The following is an 11,828-nucleotide window of genomic DNA, read 5'->3' on the forward strand; positions in this document are numbered from 1 at the left end:
TCATTTTTTAACGCGATGATGTCTCAGCCCGCGTCTGACGCGGCCAGATTTCACAAATGCGCAGCACCCGGCTCGGGTTGCGGGCTGTCGCCCGGGTGGGTGAAGAGTTTGCCCTTTTCGGCAAAGAGCGTGGCGACAATGCTGATCGTGCCGAAGACCGCAAAGCCGGCAAAGAGCGGCTGGACGGTGCCATTGAAAAGCTGGCCGACGCCTCCTCCGAGCAGCGCGCCGACGGAGGTCGAGACGAAGCCGGTGATGGCGGTCGCCGTGCCTGCAAGATTGCCCATCGGTTCGAGGCTGATTGCCGTGAAATTGGTGGCGATGACCGCAAACATCATCAGCAGAATGGAGAACAGAGCGTAATCCAACGCGAAATTGACATTGCCATCGAGCGCCATGACGTAACCGAATGCCGAAATCACCGTAAAGAGGATCATTGCGGTGTGCGAGATGCGGCGCATGCCGAAGGTGCGCACGAAGAAGCCGTTGGCAAAATTGGCGATGGCAATGCCGCCTGCCGTTGCCGCGAAGGCGACCGGCAGCCAATCGCCCAGGCCGTAGACTTCACCGAAAACCTGCTGCACGGAGATCACATAGGCGCTGATTACGCCCGTGAACATCGTGAGCCCGATCATATAGCCGCAGGTGATGCGGTTGGTGAGAACCGTCCTGAAGCCATCGATGATCGAGCCGACAGAGAGCGGGATGCGCTCATCGACCGGCAGCGACTCCTTAAGGCGCAGCAGCGCCCAGAGGAAGAGGATCGCGCCGACGATGCCGAGCAGGATGAAGATCCAGTGCCAGTCGGCGTAGCTGATGATCAGCTGGCCGACGGAAGGCGCGACGATCGGCACGATCATGAAGACGATCATCACGTAGGACATGACGCGAGCCATTTCGCGGCCGCCGAAGCAGTCGCGGACAATCGCCATCGTGGTGATACGCACCGCGGCACCACCAATTCCCTGGACGAAGCGCATGACGAGCAGCATCTCGAAGCTGCCGATCAGTGCCGCGCCGAACATCGCCAGCACGTAGACGGCAAGGCCGCCGAGCAGGATGCGGCGGCGGCCGAAGGTGTCGGAGAGGCTGCCGAAGACGATCTGCGAGACACCAAAGCCGAAGAAGAAGACGCCGATGATCAGTTGTGCGTCGTTGGTGCTCGTCACGCTCAGCGAGCGGCCGATGGCGGGAAGCGCCGGCAGCATGCTGTCGATTGCCATGGCGATGCTGGCAGTCATGATCGCGATGGTTATGACAAATTCCGTAAATCCCATGCCGATGCGGCTGGAGCCCTGGTTTTCAGTGTGCGGTTTATGCTGCAGGACCATTCGTCAAATCCAGTGAATGTAAAATGGAAAGTGGATCGCTCAGAGACGCGGATTGTGAGGCTGAAACAGACGGCCCTTCTCGGCAATCAGGACGAAGACGAGTCCGATGATCGACACTGCGAAATAACCCGAGACCATCGGCAACGCGGTCCCGTCGAAGGCCTGACCGATAGCCGCGCCGATGATTGCGCCGCCGATCGTGCTCATGAAGCCGAGGACGGAGGAGGCAGTACCCGCCACGTGGCCGAGGGGCTCCATGGCGAGCGAGTTGAAGTTCGACCCGATCCAGCCGAACTGGAACATCGCAATGCCGAAGAAGCCGATGAACAGGAAGAAGGGCATGGGCTGCGGGCCAACGACCTGCACGATCATCCACAGCGTGTTGACGGCGACGAAACCGAGCAGCGATCCATGCGACAGCCGACGCATGCCGAACTTGCCGACGAAGCGTGAATTGAGAAACGACGCAATCGACATGAAGACCGCGACAGCGGCGAAGGCGAAGGGGAAATAAACGCCGAGATCGTAGATGCCAACATAGATCTGCTGAGCGGAGTTGATGAATCCGAATAGCGAGCCGAAGATGAAGGTCGTCGCAAGCGTATAGCAAAGTGCAATGCGGTTCGTCAGAACGAGCTGGAAACCACTGAGGATCGAGCGCGCCGTGAAGGGCCGCATGTTGCGCGGATCGAGCGTCTCGGGCAGGCGATAGAAGGTCCATGCGGCGATTGCCGCCCCCATTGCGGCGATGAAGACGAAGATCATGTGCCAGCTCGCAAAGAGCATGATGATCTGGCCGCTGCCGGGCGCGACGACCGGCACGATCATGAACACCATCATGATCAGCGACATGACTTCGGCCATCTGCCGGCCGCCGTAGATGTCGCGGACGATCGAAATGGTGATGACTCGCGTGGCGGCAGATCCGATGCCCTGGATGAAACGCAGAACGAGCAAGCCGGCAAACGAGGGTATGAAAGCAATCCCAATCGCGGACGCGATATAAATTGCCAGGCCGACGAGAAGCGGCAGGCGGCGGCCGAAGCGGTCGGAAATCGGGCCATAGAAGAGCTGAGCGCCACCGAAGCCGAGAAGATAGGACGAGACGACGAATTGCCGGTGGTTTTCGCTTTCCACGCCCAGATTGGAGCCGATCTGCTGCAGAGCCGGCAGCATGATATCGATCGCCAGTGAGTTGGTTGCCATCAAAAAGGCAGCCAGCGCGATGAATTCACGCTTGCCCATGGGCGTCTGGCCCGCGGACACGGCTTGAGATGAATCTGTCACGATGAAAATCCCATAAACAGGTCAAGGCGCTGTTGGCACAGCGCCTTGAACTCGAATTAGAACAGATTTGGAAACCGGACGGACGCCCGGTGACCTGTCAAGCGGCGCGAACCGTCACGCCGTTTTCCTGGAAATGCTGCTGCAACTCGCCCGCCTGGAACATTTCCCGCACGATGTCACAGCCGCCGATAAACTCGCCCTTCACGTAAAGCTGCGGGATTGTCGGCCAATTCGAATAGTCCTTGATGCCCTGGCGGATTTCCGAATCGGCTAGCACGTCAATGCCCTTGTAGTCGACGCCGAGGTAATCGAGGATCTGGACGACCTGGCCGGAGAAACCGCACTGCGGAAACTGCGGCGTGCCCTTCATGAAAAGGACGACGTCGTTGGTCTTGATTTCGTTGTCGATGAATTCGTTTATACCGCTCATAAGGCCTAATCCTTCCAACAGGCAGGTTAAAGGCCTGCCGTTTCAATCGTGAGCCTTAAATAGCATGTGACGGCTCAAATTCCAGCCGCCAAAATCAAAAAAGATAAGCATGCTTACGGTAGATGATGGCACGATGCCGGAACGCCTAGCGGCTGCGCTGCCTGCTGCGGGAAGTGGCGGTACGCCGTTTGCTCACCTGCTTGCGGGCGGGTTTAATGGCTGCTGAGGCAGTGCGGGTGAAGCGGCCGGTCGTGGAAGAGCGTGTCTTTCGCTTCTTTCGCTTGGTGGTGTTTCGAACCGCAGTCTTCTTGAGGATTTCCCTGAGAACGGTCTCGACAACGCCGCTCACGAGTTCCTTCATGATGTCAGCCATTCTGTCCCTCCAGCAACCAAAACGCTTCATGGCTATTGAATTGCGGATGCTTTCGGTTAGCAAGCGCTGCTTCAACAGCAGGCGAACTTTTTCCGCCACATTTCACATGCATGCGCGTTTTGCGATTTGGCGCGCCGAGCTCGCCGGAAAGATATTTTATGAGATTGATCAAGAAAAGGGTGGTGCTTCACTTCCCCGGTTTTGAGCCGCTGGACGGCAAGGCCCACCGGGCGCGCTACGAGCGAACCGCCAGGCAGAGCGGAAAGGCCTGGGGCTTCCAGGCGCAGTTGGGCGAAATTGACAATCGCCACGGATTTGCAAAATTCGACGTGCTCGCCGCCTCCGATTTCTGGCAGACCGAAAGCAGGATTCATGTTTTCGATCACGACGTGCTGGTGGAACAGCTTAGCGCCAAGCCGGCGGCAAAGCGCATAGTCGACGGCTTTGCCGCCTGCGGCAGCATCATCATGGACGGGGGACTGGTCGGCTATTTCCGCCATGCCTGGCGCTTCGGTCTATTCTTTACATTTCCATTCGTGCTGATGCTACTCGGCCTCATGCTGATGGCCGTGATCGCGTTGGCGCCGATGGGTTTCGGTCTCAATGTCCAGCATATGATCTGGAGCCTGCCGGCAGCAGCTGCCTTCTTCTATCTTTTCCTGTCTTTCGCCGAACGCTTCTACACACTGCATCTCTTCGCGGATTGGGAAATGGCGGTTGCGCTCGGGCGCATGGATCGGCCCGAGTTCGACGCATGGCTCGAACGCTGTGCGACTACGGCGCGCGAGGCGCTGTTGGAGGATGCTGACGAATATGTGATCTCGTCGCACAGCATGGGCTCGAGCGTTGCTGCGCATGTCGTCGGTTTGCTGCTTGAGAAGGAGCCGGCACTCTTCGACGGCAAGCAGGTCGTCTTTGCTTCGCTTGGTTCGGCGGTGTTGCAATGCGCGCTGCTGTCATCGGCAAAAGCGCTGCGCGCCCGTGTTGGGCTGATCGCGCGCTGCCGATCCGTCTTCTGGCTCGACGTCCACTGCCTGACCGACGCCATCCATTTCTACAAGGTGCCGGTTGTCGCCGCGGCAGGCCATCCGGACGCCCCACAGGCAAGAATGCAGTTCATCCGCGTCAAGCAGATGCTGACGCCGGAACACTACAAGAAGATCAAGCTGGATTTTCTGCGGGTCCACCGGCAATACGTGCTGGGGCCGGACCTGCGCGCAACCTTCGATTTCACGCTGCTGACGGCCGGACCGGTGCCTGCCGCACTTGTTGCGGATGGAGGACTGCAAAAAATGCCCGGCTTGTGACCGGGCATTTTCAGCTCTCGAACCATTATTCTGGGGCCGATGTCTGCAGCGCCAGTGCGTGCAGGATGCCGCCCATGTTTCCTTTGAGGGCCTCATACACCATCTGGTGCTGCTGGACGCGGCTCTTGCCCCGGAAGGCTTCGGCCACGACTTCGGCGGCGTAATGATCACCGTCGCCAGCAAGGTCGCGGATCGTTACCTTGGCACCGGGTATCCCGGCCCTGATCATGTCTTCGATATCGCCGGGTTTCATGGCCATGATCGTAACTCCTTGCGCATCATTCCGCAGCGACAAGTGCCTCTGCGCTATCCATGAATTCAGGGAACCACGATTCATGGGCGTTGCGCAATTCCTGAATGGGGAGCGACAAAAGATCATCGACAACGAGGTCGCTGCCGGCAAGCGTGCCGAGGCGGCGGAAGGGCACGCCGGCGCCTTCGGCATTGGCGCAGACGAAATCGGCGACGTCGGGTCTGACCGCGACGACGTAGCGTGCCTGGTCTTCCCCGAAGAGGAGGGCATGCGGCGCGCCCTTGCCCTCGGCAAGCGTCACCATCAGGCCCTTGCCCGATGCCATCGCCATTTCCGCGAGCGCCAGGGCGAGGCCGCCGGAAGAGATATCGTGGCAGGCGGTGACCTGGCCGTTGCGGATTGCCGAACGGACGAAATCGCCATTGCGACGCTCGGCGAAGAGATCCACTTCGGGCGCCGGACCATCGCTGCTGCCGAGAATATCGCGCAGATAGATCGAGGAGCCCAGATGGCTGCCGTCCGTGCCGATCAGGATCAACTGATCGCCTTCGGATGCGCCGCCGATGCGTGCCATCGCCTGCCAGTCTGGCAGCAGGCCGACGCCTGCGATCGTCGGGGTGGGCAGGATCGCGATGCCGTTCGTCTCGTTGTAGAGCGAGACGTTGCCGGAAACGATCGGGAAATCCAGTGCACGGCAGGCTTCGCCGATGCCTTTTACTGCTTCGACGAACTGGCCCATAATTTCGGGCTTCTCCGGATTGCCGAAATTGAGGTTGTCGGTCGCAGCCAGCGGCTCGGCTCCGGTGGCGGTGATGTTACGCCAGCATTCGGCGACAGCCTGCTTGCCGCCTTCGAACGGATCGGCCTCGACATAACGCGGCGTGACATCGGAAGAGAATGCGAGCGCCTTGGTCGGATGGCCCTCGATGCGGACAACGCCGGCGTCACCGCCTGGAAGCTGCAGCGAATTGCCCTGAATCAACGTATCATACTGTTCGTAGACCCAGCGGCGGCTGGACTGGTTCGGCGATCCCACGAGCTGCAGCAGCGCCTGACCATAATCGTCCGGTGCTGCTACGAGCTCAGCGGGAAGGGGAGCACGCTTGCCGGATTGCCGCCAGGGGCGGTCGTATTCCGGCGCCTGGTCTCCGAGCTCCTTGATCGGCAGGTTTGCGACTTCCTCACCCTGATGCACGACACGGAAGCGCAGGTCGTCGGTGGTCTTGCCGACGATCGCGAAATCGAGGCCCCACTTGACGAAGATCGCCTTGGCGATCGTTTCCTTGTCCGGCTCGAGGACCATGAGCATACGCTCCTGGCTCTCCGAGAGCATCATCTCGTAGGCGGTCATCTGCTCTTCGCGGACCGGAACCTTGTCAAGCTCAAGCAGGATACCGAGATCGCCCTTGGCTCCCATTTCGACTGCCGAGCAGGTGAGGCCCGCCGCGCCCATGTCCTGGATGGCAATGACGGCGCCGGTCTGCATCAGTTCAAGGCAGGCTTCCAGCAGGCACTTTTCGGTGAAGGGGTCGCCGACCTGGACGGTCGGGCGCTTTTCCTCGATCGACTCGTCGAATTCGGCCGAGGCCATCGTCGCGCCGCCGACGCCGTCGCGGCCGGTCTTGGCGCCCAGATAGACGACCGGCAGGCCGACGCCCTTGGCTTGCGACAGGAAAATGGCATTCGACTTCGCCAGCCCCGCCGCAAAGGCGTTGACGAGGATGTTGCCGTTGTAGCGGGCGTCGAACTCGACCTCGCCGCCGACCGTCGGAACGCCGAAGGAATTGCCATACCCGCCGACGCCGGCGACGACGCCAGAGACGAGATGGCGGGTCTTCGGATGATCAGGCTCGCCGAAACGAAGAGCGTTCATCGCTGCTATCGGGCGGGCGCCCATGGTGAAGACGTCGCGCAAGATGCCGCCGACGCCTGTCGCAGCGCCCTGATAAGGCTCGATATAGGAGGGGTGGTTGTGGCTCTCCATCTTGAAGACCACACAATCGCCGTCGTCGATATCGACAACGCCGGCGTTCTCGCCTGGGCCCTGGATAACACGCGGCCCCTTGGTCGGCAGCGTGCGAAGCCACTTCTTGGAAGACTTGTACGAGCAGTGCTCGTTCCACATGGCCGAAAAGATGCCAAGTTCGGTAAAGGTCGGCTCGCGGCCGATCAGATCCAGTATCCGCTGATATTCATCCGGCTTCAGACCGTGGCTGGCGATGAGTTCGGGGGTGATCGGGCGGGTATTGGATATGGTCATGAGCTCTCGAAAGTCCCTGCCGTTGCGCGTTTTGCGGTGTCTTTAACCTATGTAGCGACGCCAGGCGACAGGAAAATGTCCACCGTCAACAAAGAGAGGACGAAGCGCTTTGGGACCGGGCGTTCAGGTAAATTGGTAGCATGAGTCGCTTCCAAGCCTGAACGAGGTCCTGTGTTGCGCCTTCCCTAGCAGCGTGAACTCATCCAGTCCTTTCAAATCGTCTCGTGCAGAAGGCCGGGATCAACCGCTCGTTGCTTGCGCCGGGCAATCCTGGCCGGACACGGCCATCGAAGGCGTCGAATTCGTCTTAAGATAACGCGCAAGTCCAGCCTGAGCCGCCACCGGAAATTTCATTCTTTTAGGCTGGGAGGACGTTAGATTTCGCCGACATAGGCCGAGCCGCCGCCTTCCAGCAGGCTCCTTAGAATGATCAGCCCGTCTTTGAGCGCGTCCTTGTCCTTCGGCGAGGAGAAGCCTATGCGCACGCGGTGATAGACCTTGTCGGCGCGCGAAGCCTTGAATTCATCCTCGTCATCGACGAGCACGCCATCGCGAAACGCGGCGTTCTTGAAGGTGCCGGACATCCAGGGATCGGGAAGCTTCAGCCAGAGGAAGGGAACATGCGGATGTGATTCGAAATCGAACCCCTCGAGCAATTCGCGAACGAGCCGCTCGCGCGTGGCAAGTTCGGTGATGCTTGCCTTGCGCATGGCATGGGCGGTGCCGCTTTCGACGAGGCGCGCGCAGGTTTCCGCAAGAATGAAGGGCAAGCCGCCGGTGATCATCTTGTGCGTGACCTTGATCCGCTGGGCAAAATGCGGCGGGCAGGCGACCCATCCGCCGCGCACGCCGGCAGCGACGGATTTGGAAAGCCCGTTGACGAGGAAGGTGCGGTCGGGCGCCAGCGACGCCAGCAAAGGGATCTCGTCGCCCGTCATACCGCCATAAAGATCGTCCTCGATCAGCCAGACGCCATGTCTGCGCGCCGTCGCAGCGATCGCTGCGCGGCGTTCATAGGGCATGGTTGCAAGGGTTGGGTTGTGCGCGGTCGGCATCAGAAAGGCGATCTTGGGATGCTGCTGCTGGCATAGCCGCTCGAAATCATCAGGAAGAACGCCGTACTCGTCGGAATCGACGGTTGCCGTCCGCCGGCCCAGCAGGCGGGCGCTGCGGCTCACCTGCGTGTAGCTCAGGTTTTCAAAAACGATCTTGTCACCGGGCGAAGACACGGCCGAGATGATCGACACGGCGGCCGCATGGGCCCCCAGCGTGGGAACGATATTCTCCGTCTCCGGCGTCCAGCCGTTTCGCGCCAGCCACTTCTGCCCGGCCAGGAACCAGTTTCGCGGAAAGTTGCGTGAGTAAGAGGATATCTCCGACATGTTCTGTTCCCCGATTTTGGCGAGGATCTGACCGATAATGCGGCCCTGTCCGAGATCGGGAGCCGCAGTCGTGTCGAAGCGGATCTTGTTCGCCGGCGCGTCGAGAACCCGCGTGCCTCCAAGCGAAATCGTCAGAGGATCGGCCTGTTCTCCCGGCGCCGTCTCTGCGCGATCAAGCACGAAGGTTCCACGCCCGACTTCGCCCGCCACCAGTCCGCGTTCGTGCACCAAAGCATAGGCCCGGCCGATTGTGCCGATCGTCACGCCGATATCGTAGGCAAGATTCCGCTGCGGCGGCAGTTTGCTGCCAGCGGGGAGGGCGCCGCTGGCGATGGCTGACTCTATGCTGTCTGCCAGACGCATGTAGACCGGGCCGGAGCCGCGCGAAAGATCAGGGAGCCAATTTGTCATGGTAACAATTTGATAGATTGTCACGCTTTATGTGTCAAGAGTATGAACAATCATCGGTGATGAAGCGGACTTTATGACAATGTCTATCAACCAGAAGGTCGACCAGCATATTGTATCAATTGTTGCCGTTGGCGAGCGTTGCATTTTGGAACCCGCGTCGGCGCAAGGGCTGTTTTCGCGAATCCTGGAAATGTTGTCTTGCTGGAGCGTGAAACGCCAGGGGCGGCGAGCCTTGCGCGAGATGGCGGATTGGCAGCTGCGCGACATCGGGCTTTCGCGGGCCGATGCTGCGGAAGAAATCAGAAAGTCCCGTTTTTGGGATTGATCAGCGGCAGGTTTTTCCGCCGCCGGACCAGCGGGTCACATCGCTAGCAATGCGAGTGGAGACCGGCTCGGACATCATCGGTCCGAAGGCCTGAAGGCGGGCGGGGTTGCCTTCTGCCTGAACGACGAGCAGCGGGCGGCCTTCCGGGCTGTTCTTGTGGACAACCAGAATTCGCGGGCGGCCGGTGAAGGAGTTGAGTTCCGGCGCAAGGCGGTAGGCCGAAAACGCAGCATCGCCGGACTTGAACCAGCACGAATTGGCCCCGACGGCGACGCGCTCCATGGTGGAAAGCGCGCTGCGATCCGGTCCGGAGGAGGGCGCACTGGACTGGCACGACGCGAGCAAAATGCAAAGCGTGCTTGCCGCCGCAACGGCGGCGATATTCGTGGAAGGGCGCATCAATCTTTGCTCCGGTGGACCTGCTAAAGGCGTCTTGCGCGGCAAGGGTTAGGCAGCGATCAGGTCGAGTGCCGAAGCAAACAGACCGCGTCCATCGGAGCCGCCATGGGCTGCTTCGATCAGGTTTTCCGGATGCGGCATCATGCCGAGAACGTTGCCCCTGGCGTTCATCACCGCGGCAATGTCGTTGATCGATCCGTTCGGGTTGGTGCCGTGCGCATAACGGAAAACCACCTGGCCATTGCCTTCTATCTCAGCCAACGTCTCGGGATCCGCGAAATAGTTGCCGTCGTGGTGGGCAACCGGGCAACGTATGACCTGACCCTTGGCATAAGCGCGGGTGAAAGCTGTATTGGCGTTGGCGACCTCAAGCTTAATCTCGCGGCAGACGAACCTCAGCGAGGCGTTGCGCATCAAAGCACCCGGCAGCAGGCCGGATTCCACGAGGATCTGAAAGCCATTGCAGACGCCAAGCACCTTGACGCCTTTCTGGGCCTTGTCGACGATCGCCTGCATCACCGGCATGCGAGCCGCGATCGCGCCGCAGCGCAGATAATCGCCATAAGAAAAGCCGCCCGGGATAACGATCAGATCGACATCGGGAATATCGGTTTCCGTCTGCCAGATCGTCACCGGCGCGTGGCCGGAGATTTTCGTCAGCGCTGCGATCATGTCGCGATCGCGGTTAAGGCCCGGAAGTTGAACGACGGCTGATTTCATGGGTGCGGTTCAAACCTTGCTTGTGCTTCTGCCAATTGTCGAAGTTCGTGACGATTTTCAATGCGGCCCAGGCGATCAAGGACCTGGCTCATCGTGCCACGCAGGTTCTTCGTGTCGCCCTGCATGGCCCGCATATGGTTGCTGAGGCTGTTGATATCTCGACAATTGTCCCTCTGTCCCTTTTTTCTATCGGACTGGGTTTTTCTCAAGATTTCAAACAGTGATTCCCACGTCAGGTCAGCCATCAAGTCCTCGGCGACCGTCAGTCGAGCGAAATAGTATAATTTTCGATCACAGTGTTCGCGAGGAGTTTTTCGCACATGGCCTTGAGGTCGGCTTCGGCCTTGGCCTTGTCGGCGCTTTCGAGTTCGAGGTCGAAGACCTTCCCTTGGCGGACATGGCCAATGCCCATGAAGCCGAGGCCGCTCAACGCCCCTTCGATTGCCTTGCCCTGCGGATCGAGAACGCCGTTTTTCAGCGTGACGGTTACACGAGCCTTGATCACTTCTTCTTCCCTGTCTTTGACCAGAACGTCTTACTTGACCAAAACCGGGCCTGTGCCGCGCACAGGCTCGTTTTCGTTGATGATGCCGAGGCGACGCGCTACTTCGGAATAGGCTTCGAGAAGCCCGCCCATATCGCGGCGAAAGCGATCCTTGTCCATCTTCTCATGGGTTTCGATGTCCCAGAGGCGGCAAGAATCGGGAGAAATCTCGTCGGCAAGGATGATGCGCATCATGTCGCCTTCAAACAGCCGGCCGCATTCGATCTTGAAATCGACAAGCTGAATGCCGACGCCAAGGAAGAGACCGGTCATGAAGTCGTTGACGCGTATGGCGAGTGCCATGATGTCGTCGAGCTCGGCGGGATTTGCCCAGCCGAAGGCGGTGATGTGTTCTTCCGAGACCATCGGATCGTCGAGAGCATCGGATTTGTAGTAGAATTCGATGATCGAGCGGGGCAGAACCACGCCTTCCTCGATGCCGAGGCGCTTGGCCAGCGAACCGGCAGCGACGTTGCGCACAACGATCTCGAGCGGGATCATCTCCACTTCCCGGATCAGCTGCTCGCGCATGTTGAGCCTGCGGATGAAGTGCGTCGGGATGCCGATCTTGTTCAGATGGCTGAAGATGTATTCCGAAATTCGGTTGTTCAGAACGCCCTTGCCATCGATGACTTCGTGTTTTTTCTTGTTGAAGGCCGTGGCGTCATCCTTGAAGAACTGGATCAAAGTCCCCGGTTCCGGTCCCTCATATAGAATCTTGGCCTTGCCCTCGTAGATACGGCGGCGACGGTTCATTTTAGTTGTTCTCTGTCGTTGGCGCTCTTGGGATAGCGCGAGTGGATGGA

The 11,828-nt window shown here is 59.6% G+C and carries 15 protein-coding genes; 3 read left to right on the top strand and 12 right to left on the bottom strand.

Annotated elements, in window-relative coordinates; all coding sequences use genetic code 11:
• Positions 1-50: 50 nt before the first annotated feature.
• From EV130_RS29265 to EV130_RS29280, 4 genes are all read right to left on the bottom strand, one after another.
• Positions 51-1,331, bottom strand: coding sequence for a multidrug effflux MFS transporter (locus EV130_RS29265; protein ID WP_074061398.1), 1,281 nt, complete (start codon positions 1,329-1,331; stop codon positions 51-53).
• 39 nt (positions 1,332-1,370) lie between these two features.
• Entirely contained in the window at positions 1,371-2,576 is a 1,206-nt protein-coding gene (locus tag EV130_RS29270; protein ID WP_132662479.1) for a multidrug effflux MFS transporter, read from the bottom strand.
• Between the two features lie 139 nt (positions 2,577-2,715).
• Positions 2,716-3,048 carry a Grx4 family monothiol glutaredoxin gene (grxD, locus tag EV130_RS29275; protein WP_022715234.1) on the bottom strand — a complete coding sequence of 111 codons (333 nt, stop codon included), beginning with the start codon at positions 3,046-3,048 and terminating at the stop codon, positions 2,716-2,718.
• A 145-nt stretch (positions 3,049-3,193) separates the two neighbouring features.
• Complete coding sequence (locus tag EV130_RS29280; protein WP_074061396.1) at positions 3,194-3,421, bottom strand: hypothetical protein; 228 nt, start codon at positions 3,419-3,421, stop codon at positions 3,194-3,196.
• Here EV130_RS29280 and EV130_RS29285 point away from each other — a divergent pair.
• Together EV130_RS29285 and EV130_RS29290 are read left to right on the top strand one after the other, a co-directional pair.
• Positions 3,408-3,626, top strand: a complete 219-nt coding sequence (locus EV130_RS29285; RefSeq protein WP_132554108.1) for a hypothetical protein — start codon at positions 3,408-3,410, stop codon at positions 3,624-3,626. The genes EV130_RS29280 and EV130_RS29285 overlap by 14 nt on opposite strands.
• Positions 3,580-4,728: a hypothetical protein gene (locus tag EV130_RS29290; protein ID WP_132554110.1), complete on the top strand. Its 1,149-nt coding sequence runs from the start codon at positions 3,580-3,582 to the stop codon at positions 4,726-4,728. Before EV130_RS29285 ends, EV130_RS29290 begins: the two co-directional genes overlap by 47 nt.
• Positions 4,729-4,753: 25 nt before the next feature.
• Here the strand turns inward: EV130_RS29290 and EV130_RS29295 are convergent, their stop codons facing one another.
• The 3 genes from EV130_RS29295 to EV130_RS29305 all read right to left on the bottom strand — a co-directional run bounded on the left by EV130_RS29295 (position 4,754) and on the right by EV130_RS29305 (position 9,034).
• Positions 4,754-4,987: a BolA/IbaG family iron-sulfur metabolism protein gene (locus tag EV130_RS29295; protein WP_039845020.1), complete on the bottom strand. Its 234-nt coding sequence runs from the start codon at positions 4,985-4,987 to the stop codon at positions 4,754-4,756.
• 19 nt (positions 4,988-5,006) lie between these two features.
• Complete coding sequence (purL, locus tag EV130_RS29300) at positions 5,007-7,241, bottom strand: phosphoribosylformylglycinamidine synthase subunit PurL (RefSeq protein ID WP_074061395.1); 2,235 nt, start codon at positions 7,239-7,241, stop codon at positions 5,007-5,009.
• 374 nt (positions 7,242-7,615) lie between these two features.
• Positions 7,616-9,034, bottom strand: coding sequence for an aminotransferase-like domain-containing protein (locus tag EV130_RS29305; RefSeq protein ID WP_132554112.1), 1,419 nt, complete (start codon positions 9,032-9,034; stop codon positions 7,616-7,618).
• 79 nt (positions 9,035-9,113) lie between these two features.
• Between EV130_RS29305 and EV130_RS29310 the strand changes: the two genes are divergently transcribed.
• Complete coding sequence (locus EV130_RS29310; protein ID WP_165918592.1) at positions 9,114-9,359, top strand: DUF1127 domain-containing protein; 246 nt, start codon at positions 9,114-9,116, stop codon at positions 9,357-9,359.
• Here the strand turns inward: EV130_RS29310 and EV130_RS29315 are convergent, their stop codons facing one another.
• From EV130_RS29315 to purC, 5 genes are read right to left on the bottom strand one after another with little or no spacing between them, the layout of a single operon-like run.
• Positions 9,360-9,758 (bottom strand): carbohydrate kinase family protein, encoded by a 399-nt coding sequence (locus tag EV130_RS29315; RefSeq protein ID WP_074061393.1) that lies wholly within the window; start codon positions 9,756-9,758, stop codon positions 9,360-9,362.
• 48 nt (positions 9,759-9,806) lie between these two features.
• Positions 9,807-10,478 carry a phosphoribosylformylglycinamidine synthase subunit PurQ gene (gene purQ / locus EV130_RS29320; RefSeq protein ID WP_132662472.1) on the bottom strand — a complete coding sequence of 224 codons (672 nt, stop codon included), beginning with the start codon at positions 10,476-10,478 and terminating at the stop codon, positions 9,807-9,809.
• Positions 10,475-10,723, bottom strand: a complete 249-nt coding sequence (locus EV130_RS29325) for a hypothetical protein (protein WP_132662473.1) — start codon at positions 10,721-10,723, stop codon at positions 10,475-10,477. Before EV130_RS29325 ends, purQ begins: the two co-directional genes overlap by 4 nt.
• A gap of 17 nt (positions 10,724-10,740) precedes the next feature.
• Entirely contained in the window at positions 10,741-10,983 is a 243-nt protein-coding gene (gene purS / locus EV130_RS29330; RefSeq protein ID WP_074061390.1) for a phosphoribosylformylglycinamidine synthase subunit PurS, read from the bottom strand.
• Between the two features lie 30 nt (positions 10,984-11,013).
• Positions 11,014-11,778 carry a phosphoribosylaminoimidazolesuccinocarboxamide synthase gene (gene purC, locus EV130_RS29335; RefSeq protein WP_022715264.1) on the bottom strand — a complete coding sequence of 255 codons (765 nt, stop codon included), beginning with the start codon at positions 11,776-11,778 and terminating at the stop codon, positions 11,014-11,016.
• Positions 11,779-11,828: the final 50 nt, after the last annotated feature.

Origin of the sequence: Rhizobium azibense (assembly GCF_004342325.1) — a bacterium.
Lineage (GTDB): Bacteria > Pseudomonadota > Alphaproteobacteria > Rhizobiales > Rhizobiaceae > Rhizobium > Rhizobium etli_B.